We start from the raw sequence: 17,520 nt of genomic DNA, 5'->3' as shown, positions 1-17,520 counted from the left end.
AAGTATAAATAAAAAAACACAAGATCAACATGAAAAACAGATGTATTTATAGCGTACTGCTCATTTTTGTAGCAGCGTGTATGACACCAGCAAAAGATGGTTGGGAAAATCTTTTTAACGGAGAAGACTTAAGGGGATTTGAGCAGTTGAATGGAAAGGCTAAGTTTGAAGTAATCGACGGAGAACTAGTAGGTACAACGGTCAGTGACGAACCGAACTCCTTTCTGGCTACAGAAAAGGTCTACAAAGACTTTATACTGGAATTTGAAGTACTTGTAGATTCCAGTATGAATTCAGGGGTTCAGATACATAGCCTGAGCGACCCAAGCTATCAGGAGGGACGTGTACATGGTTATCAGGTCGAGATCGACCCATCAGACCGGGCATGGTCAGGCGGTATCTACGATGAAGCGCGCAGAGGTTGGCTGTATACCCTGGATCTTAATCCAGACGGTCGAACAGCCTTTAAAAACAATGCGTGGAATACGTATAGGATAGAGTGTATAGGCAATACAATCCGTACCTGGGTCAACGGTGTGCCAACCGCTCATTTGGTGGACGATTTAACTCCGGAAGGTTTTATCGCCTTTCAGGTCCATGCTATAAAGAAAGATGAGAAGCCAGGAAAACAGATACGTTGGCGGAATATCAAGATCAAGACAGAGGATCTGAAACCATCACCATTGGATGATATATACGTGGTCAACCTGATTCCCAATGATCTTTCTGAGCAGGAGAAAAAGAATGGCTTTTATATGCTGTGGGACGGTATTTCGACCAATGGATGGCGAGGAGCCTACAAAACAGCATTTCCGGAAAAAGGTTGGGAAATTAAAGATGGTGTATTGAGTGTATTAAAGTCTGACGGAGCAGAATCGACAAATGGAGGTGATATTGTGACCGAAAAAGAATACAGCGCATTTGAGCTGAAATTCGATTTTAAACTGACAGAGGGAGCCAACAGCGGTGTCAAATATTTTGTAACCGAAAGTGAAGGTAATACAGGATCTGCTATCGGCCTTGAATACCAGATACTGGATGATGAAAGACACCCGGATGCGAAATTGGGCAGAGACGGAAACAGGACACTCGCGTCGCTGTACGATCTGATTACTTCCAACAAAAACCCTCGGTTCATTCGGGAAATAGGCGAATGGAACCAGGGGACGATCAAAGTGTCTCCGGACAATAAAGTAGAATACTGGTTGAATGGCGTGAAGGTTCTGGAATATGTAAGAGGGTCCAAAGAATTCAACGATCTGGTAGCGATCAGCAAATATAAGAACTGGGAAAATTTTGGGATGGCACCTAAAGGAAGGATCCTGTTGCAGGATCATGGCGATCATGTATCGTTCAGAAGTATAAAGATAAGGGAGCTATAAGTCCATTAAAATATTTTATCATATCATGGAAAATCCAAGAAGAAAATTTATCAAACAATCTGCTATAGCGTCGGCAAGTGTTTATTTGGGAAGCCTGGGGTTTAGTGCAAAAAGCTATGGTAAGATCATAGGGGCAAATGACCGGGTGAGAATAGGTGTGGTCGGTTATGCAGACCGTTTCAAGGGCTCTTTACTGCCGTCGTTTCTGAACCATAGCAAAGAGCTCAACTTTGAGATCGTTGCCGTTTCGGATATATGGAAACTCCGCAGGGAACAGGGGCAGGCGGAGCTGCAAAAAAGAACGGGAAATAATATTATAGCCTGTCGCAATAATGATGAGCTGTACCGGATCAAGGATCTGAACGGGGTGATTATCGCTACGGCCGATTTTCAGCATGCACTGCATACTATAGAAGCTGTCCAAGCCGGGTGTGATGCCTATGTGGAAAAACCTTTTGCAGAAACAATGGAGGACAACCGTGCGGCACTCAAAGCTGTGAAAGCAACCCATAAGATTGTTCAGATCGGTTCACAGCGCAGAAGTGGTCCCAATTACATGGCTGCGGACCAATTCATCAAAGAAGGCAAATTTGGCGATATTACCATGGTCGAATTGAGCTGGAATGTCAACCAACCCGGAAGATGGCGCCGGCCGGCCTTAGTTGCACAATGTAAGCAGGAAGATACGGACTGGAAGCGTTTTTTGCTAAATCGGCCATATGAAGCGTGGGATCCGAGAAAATATCTCGAATACCGTCTGTTTTGGCCTTATTCTTCGGGGATGCCGGGGCAGTGGATGTCGCACCAGATCGATACTGTTCATTGGTTTACGGATCTAAAGCACCCGCGGAGCGTAGTTGCCAACGGTGGGGTCTATCATTGGAAAGACGGGAGAAGCAGTTGGGATACCATGACAGCTGTTTTTGATTACGGAGAGGAACAATCTGATGGAGGATTTCAGGTAGTCTTCACATCAAGAATGCACAATGGAGATGAAAGGCCTGCCGAGATATATTACTCGAATGGAGGAGAACTCAATCTCATCACCAATAAAGTATCCCCCAAGGGTGGAATGACCGAAAAAGCCGCCGCGGCGATGGGTATGAAAGCCAACTTGCTGCCGGAGGTAAATCTGACAGAGCATGCTGTAAAGGTAGCCGCCTCGGCCAATACAGGTGCGGATCCGTTGACTTCCGCGCACATGAGGAACTGGATGGAGTGTGTCCGTAGCCGCAAGCAGCCCAACGCCCCTGTTGAGGCCGGATATTACCATTCCATCGCCAACATCATGACCACAGCTGCCGCCAGGACCGGAGCCAAAGCTACGTTTGACAGTAAGACGCAGGAAGTCATGGCAGATGGTAAGGTATTTAAGTTTTAGAGTGTGTTAAGTCATCAACATATGAGTGCTTCCATTGTATATTTTAGAAGAATTATCCTTTTATGCTTTTTTATCTTAGGGCAGTTCCTCACATTGACCGCCCAATCCGTAGAGGTACGAAATCTGGCTGTAGATCATTTAGTGCATACCGATCTACAAGTAGCGAATGGTTATGTCTCAGCAGGTAGCCGAAGTAGTATTGGTGAAAAACCACTTATAGCAAATAAGCAACCGGTATTGGGCTGGGAGTTGCATGGGATGAAACAAGGGGCTGTGCAATCGGCGTACCGTATCCTTGTATCGGATCAACCGGACAAGGTGGACAGCGGTAATATCTGGGATTCGGGCAAAGTGGCATCAAAGGAGTCCTCTAATGTACAATACACCGGAAAAGCTTTGCGGCCCCTTGCCACTTATTACTGGAGCGTGATGGTCTGGGATACAGAAGATGTACCGTCTGCGTGGTCTGCGCCCCAGACTTTTTCAACCGCCGGACAATTGGAGGAATACCGGACTTCATTCTATCCATTGCTAAAAACAAATGAACAGCCACAGCATTTAGTTGCTACGGGAGATGTCAATAGGATTGATTTTGGGAAGGCTGCATTTGGTCAGTTGCGGTTTACGCTCGATGTGGCAGAATCTGGGACAGTTGTCACCGTCCGCTTGGGCGAGGGTGTGAACCCGGACGGTACGATCAATCGTAAACCGGCAGCGAGATCAATCCGTTATGCCGAGTACGAAATACCTTTAAAACGTGGACACCACACCTATCAGGTACAGTTTCGGCCGGACAAACAGAATACCGGTCCGAGAGCGATTCACATGCCGGACTATATAGGAGAAGTTTTGCCGTTCCGGTATGTCGAAATTGAGGGATATACAGGAAAAATTGAAAAATCAGCGATCACACGTGCGACTGTACATTATCCTTTTGACGATTTCGCCGCTCATTTCGAGAGCTCGGATACCATATTGAATGCTGTTTGGGAATTGTGCAAGTACAGCATCAAGGCGACATCATTTGCAGGAATCTATGTGGATGGTGATCGGGAACGTATCCCCTATGAGGCGGATGCTTATATCAATCAGCTATGCCATTACAGTGTAGACAAAGAGTTCAGTATGGCCCGTCGTTCGCACGAATACCTGCTTCATAACGCGACCTGGCCTACAGAATGGATTCTGCAATCTGTATTGATGGCATACAATGATTACCTGCATACCGGAGATATCCGTTCGGTAAATCATTATTACAAAGACTTGAAAGCCAAACTATTGTTGCCGCTACGGGAAAACAATGGCCTGTTGAGTACAAAAAACGGTAGACAGACACCGGAGCTGATGCAAAGTATTCATTATAATCCAAAAGATACGATCCGAGATATTGTGGACTGGCCTCATACAGGAGGTTTTGGTATGTTGGGCAACGGAGAGACCGATGGGTTTGTGTTTACCCCGTACAATACGGTCGTGAACGCGTTTCATTATAAGGCTTTAATGGATATGTCCAAGATGGCTGCTGTGCTTGGGAAGACAGATGACGCAACCTTGTTTTTGGAAAAAGCTAAAAAAACATACGATGCTTTCCAGTCTTTGCTCTGGGACAGGCGTCAAAAGGCGTATCGGGACGGGGCAGCGACAGACCACGCCTCTCTACACGCCAATATGATGGCATTGGCCTTTGGGCTGGTTCCGGAGAAACATATAAACGATGTCATGAAATTTATACGTTCGCGAGGTATGGCCTGTAGCGTGTACGGTAGCCAGTTTTTGATGGATGCTGTGTATGATGCGGGAGATGCGGATTATGCCTTGTCGTTGCTTACTTCGCAAGCTGACCGAAGCTGGTACAATATGATTCGTAGTGGTAGTACGATCACGATGGAGGCTTGGGATAATAAATTCAAGCCTAACCAGGATTGGAACCATGCGTGGGGAGCTGTACCAGCCAATATTATCCCTCGAAAATTAATGGGGATAGAACCTGTCGAGCCGGGTTGGAAGGTATTCCGTGTAAAACCTCAATTGGGATCACTTGAATGGGCAAATATCAAGACGCCGACGATAAAAGGAACCATTGAGGTGTCGTGTAGGCAGACACCCGAAGACTATCGCATGGAAATAAATGTCCCGGCAAATACATCCGCTATTGTGGAATTGCCTAAAAAGGGAAATAAAAGACCAAAATTTACGATAAATGGAAAATCAGTGAAGGCAACCGAAAAAACAAATGGAAGTTATACACTGCCCACTCTGTCGGGAGGAAGGTATGCTGTTGAACTGTTTTTTTAAAGCGTGTTAATAATGTTTTTAGGTATATGTAGAATACTTGTTTGAAATATACAACACGTCAGTATCAATAAAAATTGATACCTTAGTGAGATAGGCTTTCATTCATTAGCTATGACGAATAAGGTTTCAGAACTTCTAAAAACCATCCAGATCAGCGATTTTTCTTCCACGCCGAAATATCAGCAATTGGCCGATGCGGTCAAGGATGGAATCAAGAACGATGCAATCCATGTCGGAGATATGTTGCCGTCGATCAATGAGCTCAGTATGTACTTGGACATTTCACGGGATACTGTCGAAAAAGGATATAAGATGCTCAAAAACCAGGAGATCATCTCCTCCACACCCGGCAAAGGGTACTTTATTGCCAAGGCCGATGTGAAAAACCGTCAGAAGATAGCCCTATTTCTGAACAAGCTCAGTGCCCACAAGAAGATCGTGTACGATGCTTTTGCTGCAGAACTTGGAGACGATGCTTCATTGGATCTTTTTGTGTACAATAGCGACATTATCTACCTCAGAACACTTTTACTCAACCTGACCAAGCAATACGATCATTATGTCGTATTTCCCCATTTCAAAGAGGGACGCGATCGTGCTCCAGAAGTGTTGAATATTATTCCGAAAGAGAAACTGATGCTGTTGGGCAAGCTTGTGGAGGATATGGGGGACGATTTTCCTGCTGTGTACGAAAATTATGAAAAAGACATTTACGAAGCACTGGAAAAAGCCGTAGACCCGTTATCCAAATACCATACGCTGAAATTGGTGTTTCCCGATTACAGCGATTATCCCAAAGCAATTATAAAAGGCTTCTATAAATTTTGTCAGCAATATGCATTCAACCACTCACTGGTTTCCGAACTGAAAAAAGAAAAAATAGAAAAAGGTACCTGCTACATCAATCTGGCTGAAGATGATCTCGTACAGCTGTTAGACAAAATCATTCAGAAGAAAATGGTCATCGGTAAGGATGCAGGTATTATCTCCTACAACGAGACGCCATTGAAGAAGTTTATCTTGAATGGTATCACGACTATTTCTACCGATTTTGCCTATATGGGAGAAGCGGCGGCCCGGCTTATTAAAGATAGCTCCAATACGCACGTGGAAGTACCTTTCTATTTGACTTTGCGGGATTCGATTTAAAAGACCTGTATGGACAATTATTCCAACATAGCCTTGGAAAAATATGATATACACATCATTTCTACTAAACCTGGAACTGCCAAAATAGCATAGGCATGTTTATTGTACTATCCAGAATAATCAAAAGAAGATATATGAGCAATATCCATCTACAAGATGTCCCTGATAACAATAATGAGGACTTCTATACCAGTTTCAAGGAAAAATTAATGAGCGTAGAACAATTTCCAACGTTCTATACGTTCAAATTTATCGTTCCGGCCGATCCGGACACAAAGACGGAGATAGAAAAAATCTTTGTACACCCAAGCACCAAGGTGCAGGTGAAGGATTCAAAAACGGGGAAGTATAATTCGTTGACTATCGAAACTTTTGTCAATACGGCAGATGAAGTCATCGATTATTACAAACGTGTGGCCACGATAAAAAATGTGATCATGTTATAAAACAAGAGAGCTGTCATCCTATGACAGCTCTCTTGCTTATACTTCTACCTCTTCGGGAGCAAACTCCTCGTACAAGATTGAATATGCTTCGTAGTCCAGATCAGTCTCAGGTTTGAATACGCGGATATTGTTGTCTTCTATATACTGAAGGATATCGTTGGGGATATTCTCGTCTGCCAAGACAGCGACATCCGTATAGGACAATGCCCCCTTGTATACATCTACGTAGCTACCCGATCCAAAAAGTTCCGAATCCGTAGGGTTCACATCTTCCTGTGTAGGCATTTCGGCGTATTTGTTGCCAAGGCTATCGGTGCCGAAATCCTCTTCAAACAGTGAATAGAATACTTTGGCATCCTTAAAGGTAGGATCGTCATGATAAACCTTTTTGAGGTACATGGGTACCATCGCTGTAAACCATCCATGGCAATGTACCACGTCCGGAGACCAGCCAAGTTTCTTTACCGTTTCCAGTACACCTTTGCAGAAGAACAACGATCGCTCGTTGTTGTCTTCAAAAAACTTACCTTGATCGTCTCTAAATACTTTTTTGCGCTGAAAATACTCTTCATTGTCCAAAAAGTATACTTGCATGCGCGCCGTAGGCAGGGAGGCGACTTTGATAATCAATGGATTGTCATTGTTGTCTACCACAATATTCATTCCCGACAACCTTATCACCTCGTGTAGACGATTTCTACGCTCATTGATGTTACCAAAGCGTGGCATAAGGATACGAATTTCGAACCCTTTTTCCTGCATAGCTTGGGGCAACTGGCGTGTTATTTCAGAAATCTTACTAATTTCAAGGAAAGGCGACATCTCATGCGTAACAAACAATATTTTCGTTTTTGCCATCTCCAATTACTTTTATTTAATTTACCTGACTCCTTAGATTTGGTCTACAAAGGTACGAATAATATCTAGATTTTACAATTAACCGAAAAATACCGCTTTCGAATTACAAATATATTATGCAATTTTGCCCCCTATTTTGACCATAGGAGCGTATGGAGATTTTCAATACGAAAAAGGAGCTTAGGGCTTATCTGGATACCAAAAGGAACCATCTGCAAATAGGATTGGTACCTACGATGGGCGCTTTGCACGAAGGGCACCTTTCACTGATTGAAGAAGCACGTAAACAGGCCGATTTGGTCGTGTGCAGCATATTTGTCAATCCTACCCAATTCAACGATCCCAAAGATCTGGAAAAGTATCCCAGGCCGATTGAAAACGATATTTCACTGCTCGAATCGGTTGGTTGTGATGTGCTGTTCCTCCCGTCGGTCGAAGAAATATACCCCGATCCGCAGGAAATCTGGCATATAGATCTGGGGCATTTGGACAAAATTTGGGAAGGTCTGCACCGACCTGGTCATTTTCAAGGTGTGACACAGGTGGTCTACAAATTATTTCAGATTGTACAGCCTCAGATAGCCTGTTTTGGACAAAAGGACTTTCAGCAAATTATGGTGATACAAAAAATGTTGGAGGTCAAAAACTTGCCTGTTCAGTTGGTCATCTGTCCGATTGTACGGGAAAAGAACGGTTTGGCACTTAGTTCCAGAAATGTACGCCTATCTACCGAAGGAAAGAAGAAAGCGAGTGTGCTGTCCACGGCTTTACGCGCGGTGAAGAAAGATTTTCCGAACAAACCTGTTCACGAGCTCACACAAATCGGTTCCACCAAGATCGAAAGCATAGAAGGTATAAAGCTCGAATATTTTGCTATCTGCGAAACGGTATCCCTCGAAGAAGCGACGGTCATTTCTCCCGACAAAAACTATGTGGCTATTGTCGTTGCATGGGTGGAGGGGGTACGATTGATTGATAATATGTTGTTGTAGAGACGCGATTATCTTCCATGAGCTCGCAAGCTCGGTTAATCGCGTCTCTACATTTTTAAATTGTAAAATAAATACACTAATTTTGTCATCATGATGATCGAAGTAATGAAATCGAAGATTCACCGTGTCCGTGTCACGCAGGCCGAGTTGAATTATGTGGGGAGCATCACGATTGACGAAGACTTGATGGAGGCAGCGGATATCGTGGCCAACGAAAAGGTACAGATCGTCAATAACAACAACGGCGCACGTCTGGAGACCTATGTCATTCCGGGCACACGGGGCACCGGGACGATATGCCTGAACGGTGCTGCGGCCAGATTGGTGCAGGTGGGAGATATCGTCATCATCATTTCCTATGCATGGATGGAGAAGGAAGAGGCTAAAAGTTATCAGCCAAAGCTAGTTTTTCCAGATGAGCATAACAGATTGATTAAATAAAGTGACGAAGGTGATGATAGTGATTTAGTTACGAAAGTTAAGATTTTTAAGGACAAGTACGAGTTATATACTCGCACTAGACAGTAGATTAGAACTTCCATAACTTATTTCACTCGATAACTTCCATAACTTTTAAAAAAAACATTTGTGATACATACATTTTCGACATATCGCAGACTGATTGCCTCCTTATTGGCAGGCTGGATGAGTATCATCATCATCAGCGGTATTGTATTTATCCACAAGGAAGTCACCTCCGAAGGGGAAATCGTTACCCACATCCACCCGTACGATTTTACGAGCAAGTCCAAGCATCATCACAAAAGTGATGCGGAGGTACAATTCCTCAATGTTCTTTTTCACGGGTCATTTATAGAAACGGCCCTAGCTGCTTTTGAAACACCTATATTCCAAGAGTTTCAGTATGCTTGCTATAAACCGTATTATACTTCCTATCATTCTTATACCCCTCAGCATTACTACTTAAGAGGACCACCAACTTTGGTGTAACATTGGTTTTTCTGAATCAATGGGATACGTGTATCTACACGTGTTCATTTGTGTTGTAGACTTTTTTGAAAGTATTCTTTATGGATGTTTGCGTACACGCGACAAGCGGGTACTACGTTGATTTTTCAAGGACATCAATAAATAATGAGTTGGCGTACGCATGCCGCGTGTGCCTCTTTTAGAGAAATCTATCCCAACAAAATATTCTAAACTCTTACCTATAAAAAAATTATGTCTAAACTATACTATAGCATTGCTATATCATTATATATGCTGTGTGGCATGAGCCACACCTATGCCCAAAAAATAACGGGCACAATTCTTAATAATAAAGATGAGCCCATTGAGTCGGCGACAGTGTCGGTCGAAGGTACATCACTCCGTGCTTCGACCAATGTGTCTGGTCAATTTGTTTTGGATTATAGCGGAGAAAGGGCAAATCTTTCTATCCGTGCAGTAGGATACCAAGCATTGAAAAAACGGATCGACAAGAAAGATTTTGGTAAACAACAAACGTTTATATTGCAAGAAGACAATCTTAATCTGGACGAGGTCGTTGTATCGGGCACCATGAAGGAAATGTCGAAACTGGAAAGCCCAGTGCCGGTAGAGGTATATACGGCCAAGTTCTTCAAGGCAAACCCTACACCTTCGATTTTTGATGCGTTGCAGAACATTAACGGGGTACGTCCGCAGTTGAACTGTAATATCTGCAATACGGGAGATATTCATATCAATGGCCTGGAAGGCCCATACACGATGGTGCTGATCGATGGTATGCCCATTGTCAGTGGACTCTCTACCGTCTATGGTTTGAGTGGTATTCCACAGGCACTTATTGAGCGTGTGGAAATCGTTAAAGGACCAGCGTCGACCCTCTATGGCAGTGAGGCCGTAGGTGGATTGATCAATATCATCACCAAAAAGCCAAGTAGTGCGCCGGTTATTTCTGCTGATGTATTTGGTACATCTTGGGGAGAGGTCAATACCGATTTGGCGGCAAAGTTCAATGCCGGTCTGAAAGCACAATCCTTATTGGGGGTCAGTTATTTCAATTACCAAAATCCTATTGACAACAACAATGATAACTTTACGGATGTAACACTACAAAATCGACTGTCTGTATTCAATAAATGGGATTTTGCACGAAAAAACAACCGTATATTCTCCTTAGCAGGACGTTATGTGTACGAAGATCGGTGGGGAGGAGAGATGGACTGGAGCAAAGAGTACCGTGGTGGTGATGTGAAATATGGCGAAAGTATCTATACCAAGCGTTGGGAATTATTCGGAACCTATGAGTTGCCGATAAAGGAGAAGGTGCTGTTTCAGTTCAGTACGAATGGCCACAACCAGAACAGCTATTATGGTAATACGCCATTCATGGCCGATCAATATATAGGTTTTGGACAACTCAATTGGTTCAAGACTTTGGGCAAACATGACCTCTTGACCGGATTGGCCTACCGATATACCTATTACGATGACGATACACCTGTGACCGCCGATCCCAATGACATAGATAAGAACAAAGCATCCATTACGCATCTTCCAGCCGTATTTGTGCAAGACGAGATCACATTTGACCCACAGAACAAACTCTTATTGGGTGTACGTTACGATTACAATTCGCTACATGGGAGTATTGTCACGCCTCGATTGAACTATAAGTGGAATTCGGTCAGTAAGAACGATGTGCTGCGGTTGAGCTTTGGCAATGGATATCGTGTGGCCAATGTATTTACCGAAGATCATTCGGCACTGACCGGAGCTCGAAAAGTTGAATTTGAAGAAGATCTCAAGCCTGAAACATCCTGGAATGGGAACATCAATTACGTGAAAAAGATTCCTGCAGGAAGTTCGTTTATTGGTTTGGATGCAACTGTTTTCTATACCTATTTTACGAATAAGATTATTGCCGATTACGATACCGATCAGACAAAAGTACTGTACGGCAACCTCAATGGATATGCGATATCACAGGGTATATCCCTGAATATCGATGTTGTTTTTGCCAACGGATTGAAGATTCTGGCCGGAGGAACATTCCTGGATGTCTATAGTGAAGAAGAAGGCAAGAAGGTGGATCAACTGTTTACAGAAAAATTTTCGGGAACGTGGAATGTTGGTTACACGTTCAAAAAACTAGGTTTAACTGTCGATTATACAGGCAATCTGTATGGTCCTATGCGTTTGCCTCTATTGAGTGAATGGGATCCTCGTAATGAATATTCTCCTTGGTGGAGTATACAGAATATACAGCTGACCAAGAGCATCAATAATAGGATTGAAGTCTATGGAGGTGTCAAGAATCTGCTGAACTGGACACCTAACAAAGGGAATCCATTTATTATAGCCCGTGCACATGACCCGTTTGACAAGGAAGTCGATTTTGATCCGGTGACGGGGGATGCATTGCGGACACCTGGTAATCCTTATGGATTGACTTTTGATCCATCCTATGTCTATGGTCCGAATCAAGGTATCCGGGCTTTTTTAGGATTGCGGTATAATCTGTTTAGGTAGTCCTTGATTGTGATTTGTAAAGTGGTTTGTTCTGCAGTTCCATTGTAGGACGTTATCCCCCTTTGGGGGCTACCGTGTACCCAGAAATAGGACACTTCAATACATAAGAGGGCATTAGATCCTATGTTTGCACTGGCTTTGTTAAATGCTATCCCTCTCTGGAGAGGGGCGCACAGGAAAGAGGGGTGGACAGGGAGAGGAAAGAAGTCAAAACATACTGAAAATAAGCTTTCTTGAGTAATATCCTCCCCCTACCCCCTCTTGAGGGGGACATTGGTCTACAGCATTTATCCTTATACAGATCGACATACAAGTAAGAAATGAGGCTACAAAAACTAAAGGGTGCAATGTGTTAATTATCAATTGAATACAAAGATATGGGTATACGGTAGCCTCTCTGAGGGGGATAAAGAACCAACGGTAGGAGGAGAGAATAGACCGCTGTCCTAAATAACGCAGAAAAAGTTAATACTATGAAAAAACTTCTCAGACATTACAATATACTTTGGGCAATTCTGGGATTATTTCTGGCTCCCGTATGTCATGCACAGACTACTCCCATGCCTATAACACAGGTGGACAGCTGTATGGTGCAGGAAGCCAAGCCTATATTGATCCTCCTTTCTACAGATTGGTGCAAATATTGCCAAATGCAGAAAAGCCACCTGCTCAAAAACAAAGACTTCCAGACAAAGGTGGATCTGTTCTATTATGTGGAATTCGATGCCGAAAGCAAAGAAAAAGTTCGTTTTCACGGTCAGGATTATGTGTTTAAGGCTACAAATACATCGAGCGGCGTACACGAGCTCGCCCTGGCCTTGAACGGTCCCGGTCAACTCAGCTTTCCGACATGGATACTGTTGGACAAAGAATACCAAGTATTGTTTCGTTATCAAGGAGTATTATCTTCTAGGCAATTGGAAAAATTGCTGGAGGCAATCGAAGAGGTGAAAGAATAATTGCCTTAGCATCAAAGATTTGGTAAAAATATTGTAACTTTGCACGTATAGCTGTAGCGAGTTCGACTTTTTGGACGTTCACATAGATATTATTTATTATTTTATGAAAAAATTATTTAAAACATTTGTAATCCTGGCACTAGGCTCTTTTGTATTGGCATCCTGTAATGATAAAACTGATATCGATTTGGGACAGTATGAGGAGGAAGAAAGGAAGTTTGTAGCTGCTCTAGCTGCTGAGAAGGTTAAAATAGAGAATTATTTGGCTAATTTGACAGAAGAAGATGCTCTTTATGAAGCAGAAGAAGATACAGTACTTGTGCCACTCCAATTCATAAATGATGAGGTTACGAGAGGGATGTGGTATAAGGTCATTACTCCCCCTACAGATGATAGTTATGAATATAAAATAAGTGGATCAGGCTATTTGACGTATCCAAAGGTTAAATTGAATTATACTGCAAAACTATTGGATGGAACCTTGGTTGAATCTGCCGAAGGCGAGAATTATGATTTTGGATCACAATCAGCTGTTATTAATTATGCGTGGCTTTATTCATTTTTTCCTTACTCTATCCGAATAAATAGTGAGGATAGAGTGATTAGTGGCCTAACTGAAGATGGATTGAAAGTAGGCAGTAAATTTGTTGTTGTCGTACCTTCTTATTTAGCTTACGGTTCTGTTGTAAAGACAGGCGGTGTGGAAGATATTCCAGCAAATTCACCTTTGGTGTACGAATTTGAAGTGTTGCAGATCGGCGACTAATTATCAATACAATATTTTTATATTTTTTTGTAGAGACGCGATGCATTGCGTCTCTACGTGTTTTATTTCCCTTTGAATTTCGAGTCTTCCAATATCTCCTGTGCATTCTCGATCGCAAACAATTCTTTCAATCCCATCTCCGGATGCTTGATCATGTATTTGCGCACCATCATCCAGCCTATATACGATCCTAATTTTGGAGCTGATTCGTTATTTTGACCGAGTTCTGGTGTAAAAGGCGCTTCGGTAAAATATTTTTGGATACGTAGGTAATCTGTATTGTACAATAGATTTTCCTGTACGAACCAAGCCCATACATCCTGTTGATACCGTCTGGCCCATTTCAATTGTGCCTCCGTATAGCCGATCTTGTCCGTGTCCGGTACATTTTCCAACAGGTAATCCATCGCATAGAGGATCTTTCCGTTGTAGACCATATGGGACAAGGTATTGACATCACCGTGCGTCTGCGGGTAAATGTCTTCTCTCAGGATGGTCTCGATGACTCGCGGCACAATATTTTCGGGTGTAAATTTTCTTGAAATATACAACGGGATGGATTGTACCAAGGCGGGATAAAACTCCGAATCTGCCCCTAGGAACATATCCAATCCTATGCCTACATAATCGTTGCCTATGGGCGTCTGAAAAGAAAACCCACCGACAAAGGAGATAAAGCGTGGAGTTTCATACTCCGGAAATTCATATTTGAGATATTTCAGTGCTTTTGCCAGATCTTTTTCCTGTTTTTTCAAATGGGGAAATCGTTGTGTCACCGAAGCGGATAAATCCTTGAAGTCTTTTTTTTGAAGCACTTGTGTGAGCAACTGTTGGACTCGTAAGCTGTCTTGTGGAGGGCCTATTTCCAGGATTTCAGTCATGTAATCGTGATAAAAGTAGCCGTATTGCTGCTGCCACTCCGTGTTTTTTAGCAGAATATCTTTCGGTTGCAAGGCCGCCATTTCCTGGTCAAAACGTTCGATTTTGACCTCAATATCCATGTTTGATATATCGGGTCTTGAAATTGTAGCCGATTGCTGACAAGATATTATCGTGGGTATTAAAAAAAAGAGATACTTTTGTACGGAAGAATACTGCATAATACTTATTTTCGATTATCGGTACAAAAATATTAATTTAAATAAACAATAATGATTATGACCAACTTTACCAAAAAACTATTCGCTTCGCTAGCACTGCTAGGTGCTGTCCTATGTGGCAATGCTGTATCGGCACAAGATTACTATACCAATCAAAACAGCAGTAGTCTTGATGAGAAAAATTTCCGTTTGGGATTGTCGATCAATCCTAATATTGGTTGGTACAGATATAATGACGATGATTATAAATCCGGTTCAAAAATGGGTTTTTCATATGGTTTGATTGCCGATTTGGGATTTGCCAAAAACTATTATTTCTCGACAGGTTTGCTGATCAATTCTATTGCATCGAGTGTAGAGCCGCCAGCTTCGGCAGCAGATAATGCAAAAAGAGACTTGATACGTTTACAGTATGTAGATGTCCCTTTGACCGTGAAGCTGAAAAGCAATGAAAACGAGCTTGGTCGTTTCTATGGCCAGTTTGGTTTTACGGCAGGTTTTAAGGTTTCGGGTAAAGAAAAATTGGCAGGAGAAACCAAGAAAAGAGGTATCGACAAAGACGATTTGTTCCGTCTTGGCCTTCAATTGGGTGGAGGTGCAGAATGGAAACTGAACGACAACCTGGCGCTGTTGACCGGATTATCGTTCAATAATGGTTTCACCAGAGCCATCAACAATGAAGGGAAACCAAAAACTTCTTTTGTTGCGCTTAATTTAGGATTGTTTTTTTAAAGGAAATTCTCTGATGCAAACGCAAAACCCTTGAGTTGAGGGCTCGACGTTTCCTTTTGTCATCCTGACGATAGGAAGGATCTAAAACTATATAGTTAAAGATCCAATGTTGCATCAGCCCCAGAACCGCCAACACGTCCCTGATGCCTGCTTTGCAGTCGGTAAGCCTCAGGATGCAAATAAACTCTGGTAAATAAATCATCCTATGAAAATAGCTTTAGCACAATTAAACTATCATATCGGAAACTTTGAGGCTAATCAGAAAAAAATAATCACGGCCATACAACAGGCCGTTCTGGACAAAGCTGATTTGATTGTTTTTGCGGAGTTGGCTATTGGAGGCTATCCTGCCAAAGATCTATTGCGAAATGCTGTTTTTATCGAACAATGTCAACGGGCGGTAAAAGAAATTGCGACCCATTGTGATGGTATAGACTGCATTATAGGAGCTCCCCTCCCCAATACTTCCCCGGAGGGGAAGTCCTTAGTCAATGCGGCCGCGTATATCTCCAAAGGCGAGGTGGTCTCCGTGACCGCTAAATCCTTGCTGCCCGATTATGATGTCTTTGACGAATACCGTTATTTTGAACCCAATAGAAATACGCATTGCATCAATATCCGGGGGATGAAAGTTGCCCTTACCATTTGCGAAGACCTTTGGGATGATGATCAGCAAAACTCGTATGTAGGGGATTTGATACAGGAACTTGCTTTGGAAAAGCCGGATCTGATCATTAATATTGCTGCTTCGCCATTTTCATATTCCCATTTTCAAAACAGGGTCAATGTCCTAAAAAGAAATGTGCTAAAAGCCAATGCACCTTTGGTCTATGTCAATCATGTCGGTGCCCACACCGATATTATTTTTGATGGCCGGTCGCTGGCTTTGGACAAATCGGGCAATATCGTTGCCGAACTGCATAAATTTGCCGAAGACCTGCAATACGTAGAGGTTTTGAATAGCCACATCACGGCCTTGCCACCCCCCTCAGTCGATGTGGCAAAGGATACCGATATTGCGCTGATCCACGAAGCGCTTATTCTGGGACTGAAAGATTACTTTTCAAAATCGGGTTTTAAAAAAGCTGTATTGGGGCTGTCCGGTGGAATAGATTCAGCGGTGGTTGCTGCTTTGGCCATCGAAGCGTTGGGTGCTGAAAATGTATTGGCCGTACTCATGCCTTCCCGATATTCGTCGGATCATTCGCTGAAAGATGCACTTGATCTGGTTCAAAATACGGGTTGTGAACATTTGCTTCTGCCGATCCAAGACATTGCCTTCACTTTCGAAAATACGTTGCATAAAGCCTTCGAAGGACGGAATCCAGATACGACCGAAGAAAATATACAAGCCCGGATCAGGGGTACACTCTTGATGGCTATTTCCAATAAATTTGGCCATATTTTGCTCAATACCTCCAACAAGAGCGAAGCGGCTGTCGGGTATGGGACTCTATATGGGGATATGGCAGGATCACTGAGCGTCATCGGTGATGTGTACAAGACGCAGGTCTTTAAATTGGCCGAATACATCAATCGCGACAGGGAAATCATTCCGGAGAATACTATCACCAAACCACCTTCGGCAGAGTTGCGTCCCGATCAGAAGGATTCAGACTCGTTGCCTCCTTACGAAATTCTGGATTCGGTATTGTATCAGCTCATTGAGCTGGAAAAATCCGGATCGGAAATCGTTCACTTAGGATTTGACGAGCAGCTGGTGCAACGTGTTGCAAGACTGGTCAATAATGCTGAATTCAAACGTTTTCAAGCTCCACCCATTCTGCGCGTAAGCCCTAAAGCATTTGGCCCTGGAAGATCCATTCCACTGGTGGCGAGGTTTCCTTTTTAAAATATCTATATTTGAATTTTATGGTCACATTTAGGTTAAAATGGACATTCTGACAAAGAGATTCGTTATGAAAATCGTCATTTCGATGAGGAGGTACGACGAAGAGAAATCTATGGTTAGGTAGGAAAATA

15 protein-coding genes are annotated in these 17,520 nt (G+C 43.0%); 13 read left to right on the top strand and 2 right to left on the bottom strand.

Annotated features, from left to right (window positions below):
- Positions 1–29 precede the first annotated feature (29 nt).
- The 5 genes from G5B00_RS14400 to G5B00_RS14380 all read left to right on the top strand — a co-directional run bounded on the left by G5B00_RS14400 (position 30) and on the right by G5B00_RS14380 (position 6,653).
- A complete protein-coding gene (locus G5B00_RS14400) occupies positions 30–1,382 on the top strand; it encodes a DUF1080 domain-containing protein (RefSeq protein ID WP_163876849.1) in 1,353 nt (450 codons plus the stop codon).
- Between the two features lie 25 nt (positions 1,383–1,407).
- Positions 1,408–2,763: a Gfo/Idh/MocA family protein gene (locus tag G5B00_RS14395; protein ID WP_163876846.1), complete on the top strand. Its 1,356-nt coding sequence runs from the start codon at positions 1,408–1,410 to the stop codon at positions 2,761–2,763.
- A gap of 21 nt (positions 2,764–2,784) precedes the next feature.
- Entirely contained in the window at positions 2,785–5,058 is a 2,274-nt protein-coding gene (locus G5B00_RS14390; protein WP_163876841.1) for a family 78 glycoside hydrolase catalytic domain, read from the top strand.
- Between the two features lie 111 nt (positions 5,059–5,169).
- Positions 5,170–6,207 (top strand): GntR family transcriptional regulator, encoded by a 1,038-nt coding sequence (locus tag G5B00_RS14385; protein ID WP_163876838.1) that lies wholly within the window; start codon positions 5,170–5,172, stop codon positions 6,205–6,207.
- Positions 6,208–6,341: 134 nt separating this feature from the next.
- Positions 6,342–6,653 carry a DUF493 domain-containing protein gene (locus G5B00_RS14380; RefSeq protein ID WP_163876835.1) on the top strand — a complete coding sequence of 104 codons (312 nt, stop codon included), beginning with the start codon at positions 6,342–6,344 and terminating at the stop codon, positions 6,651–6,653.
- A 36-nt stretch (positions 6,654–6,689) separates the two neighbouring features.
- Here G5B00_RS14380 and G5B00_RS14375 read toward each other — a convergent pair whose 3' ends face one another.
- Positions 6,690–7,511, bottom strand: coding sequence for a glycogen/starch synthase (locus G5B00_RS14375; RefSeq protein WP_163876832.1), 822 nt, complete (start codon positions 7,509–7,511; stop codon positions 6,690–6,692).
- Between the two features lie 152 nt (positions 7,512–7,663).
- Here G5B00_RS14375 and panC point away from each other — a divergent pair, with 152 nt between their 5' ends.
- The 6 genes from panC to G5B00_RS14345 all read left to right on the top strand — a co-directional run bounded on the left by panC (position 7,664) and on the right by G5B00_RS14345 (position 13,705).
- On the top strand, positions 7,664–8,503 hold the full coding sequence (gene panC, locus G5B00_RS14370; protein WP_163876828.1) for a pantoate--beta-alanine ligase: 840 nt from the start codon (positions 7,664–7,666) through the stop codon (positions 8,501–8,503).
- A 90-nt stretch (positions 8,504–8,593) separates the two neighbouring features.
- Positions 8,594–8,944 (top strand): aspartate 1-decarboxylase, encoded by a 351-nt coding sequence (gene panD / locus G5B00_RS14365; protein WP_163876823.1) that lies wholly within the window; start codon positions 8,594–8,596, stop codon positions 8,942–8,944.
- A gap of 147 nt (positions 8,945–9,091) precedes the next feature.
- The gene (locus G5B00_RS14360; protein ID WP_163876669.1) at positions 9,092–9,454 is read left to right on the top strand and encodes a hypothetical protein; all 363 of its coding nucleotides are present in this window, start codon (positions 9,092–9,094) and stop codon (positions 9,452–9,454) included.
- Positions 9,455–9,685: 231 nt separating this feature from the next.
- Positions 9,686–11,980 carry a TonB-dependent receptor gene (locus G5B00_RS14355; protein ID WP_163876820.1) on the top strand — a complete coding sequence of 765 codons (2,295 nt, stop codon included), beginning with the start codon at positions 9,686–9,688 and terminating at the stop codon, positions 11,978–11,980.
- A gap of 473 nt (positions 11,981–12,453) precedes the next feature.
- Positions 12,454–12,939 carry a thioredoxin family protein gene (locus tag G5B00_RS14350; RefSeq protein ID WP_163876817.1) on the top strand — a complete coding sequence of 162 codons (486 nt, stop codon included), beginning with the start codon at positions 12,454–12,456 and terminating at the stop codon, positions 12,937–12,939.
- Between the two features lie 103 nt (positions 12,940–13,042).
- Positions 13,043–13,705, top strand: a complete 663-nt coding sequence (locus tag G5B00_RS14345; protein WP_163876814.1) for an FKBP-type peptidyl-prolyl cis-trans isomerase — start codon at positions 13,043–13,045, stop codon at positions 13,703–13,705.
- A gap of 62 nt (positions 13,706–13,767) precedes the next feature.
- Here G5B00_RS14345 and G5B00_RS14340 read toward each other — a convergent pair whose 3' ends face one another.
- A complete protein-coding gene (locus G5B00_RS14340; protein WP_240894510.1) occupies positions 13,768–14,706 on the bottom strand; it encodes a gliding motility lipoprotein GldB in 939 nt (312 codons plus the stop codon).
- A gap of 156 nt (positions 14,707–14,862) precedes the next feature.
- Between G5B00_RS14340 and G5B00_RS14335 the strand changes: the two genes are divergently transcribed.
- Together G5B00_RS14335 and G5B00_RS14330 are read left to right on the top strand one after the other, a co-directional pair.
- The gene (locus G5B00_RS14335) at positions 14,863–15,537 is read left to right on the top strand and encodes a porin family protein (RefSeq protein ID WP_163876811.1); all 675 of its coding nucleotides are present in this window, start codon (positions 14,863–14,865) and stop codon (positions 15,535–15,537) included.
- 205 nt (positions 15,538–15,742) lie between these two features.
- Positions 15,743–17,389: an NAD+ synthase gene (locus tag G5B00_RS14330; RefSeq protein WP_163876808.1), complete on the top strand. Its 1,647-nt coding sequence runs from the start codon at positions 15,743–15,745 to the stop codon at positions 17,387–17,389.
- The last annotated feature ends 131 nt before the right edge of the window (positions 17,390–17,520 follow it).

The sequence above is a fragment of the Parapedobacter sp. SGR-10 genome, from assembly GCF_011030405.1.
GTDB lineage: Bacteria > Bacteroidota > Bacteroidia > Sphingobacteriales > Sphingobacteriaceae > Sphingobacterium.
The sequence above is the reverse complement of the archived record's forward strand: the minus strand, read 5'-3'. Positions and strand labels throughout refer to the sequence as shown.

What these genes read in the sequence shown, in the direction of transcription:
- G5B00_RS14400 (WP_163876849.1), top strand. Translation starts at nt 30, where the DNA reads ATGAAAAACAGATGTATTTATAGCGTACTGCTCATTTTTGTAGCAGCG.
- G5B00_RS14395 (WP_163876846.1), top strand. Translation starts at nt 1,408, where the DNA reads ATGGAAAATCCAAGAAGAAAATTTATCAAACAATCTGCTATAGCGTCG.
- G5B00_RS14390 (WP_163876841.1), top strand. Translation starts at nt 2,785, where the DNA reads ATGAGTGCTTCCATTGTATATTTTAGAAGAATTATCCTTTTATGCTTT.
- G5B00_RS14385 (WP_163876838.1), top strand. Translation starts at nt 5,170, where the DNA reads ATGACGAATAAGGTTTCAGAACTTCTAAAAACCATCCAGATCAGCGAT.
- G5B00_RS14380 (WP_163876835.1), top strand. Translation starts at nt 6,342, where the DNA reads ATGAGCAATATCCATCTACAAGATGTCCCTGATAACAATAATGAGGAC.
- G5B00_RS14375 (WP_163876832.1), bottom strand. Translation starts at nt 7,511, where the DNA reads ATGGCAAAAACGAAAATATTGTTTGTTACGCATGAGATGTCGCCTTTC.
- panC (WP_163876828.1), top strand. Translation starts at nt 7,664, where the DNA reads ATGGAGATTTTCAATACGAAAAAGGAGCTTAGGGCTTATCTGGATACC.
- panD (WP_163876823.1), top strand. Translation starts at nt 8,594, where the DNA reads ATGATGATCGAAGTAATGAAATCGAAGATTCACCGTGTCCGTGTCACG.
- G5B00_RS14355 (WP_163876820.1), top strand. Translation starts at nt 9,686, where the DNA reads ATGTCTAAACTATACTATAGCATTGCTATATCATTATATATGCTGTGT.
- G5B00_RS14350 (WP_163876817.1), top strand. Translation starts at nt 12,454, where the DNA reads ATGAAAAAACTTCTCAGACATTACAATATACTTTGGGCAATTCTGGGA.
- G5B00_RS14345 (WP_163876814.1), top strand. Translation starts at nt 13,043, where the DNA reads ATGAAAAAATTATTTAAAACATTTGTAATCCTGGCACTAGGCTCTTTT.
- G5B00_RS14340 (WP_240894510.1), bottom strand. Translation starts at nt 14,706, where the DNA reads ATGGATATTGAGGTCAAAATCGAACGTTTTGACCAGGAAATGGCGGCC.
- G5B00_RS14335 (WP_163876811.1), top strand. Translation starts at nt 14,863, where the DNA reads ATGACCAACTTTACCAAAAAACTATTCGCTTCGCTAGCACTGCTAGGT.
- G5B00_RS14330 (WP_163876808.1), top strand. Translation starts at nt 15,743, where the DNA reads ATGAAAATAGCTTTAGCACAATTAAACTATCATATCGGAAACTTTGAG.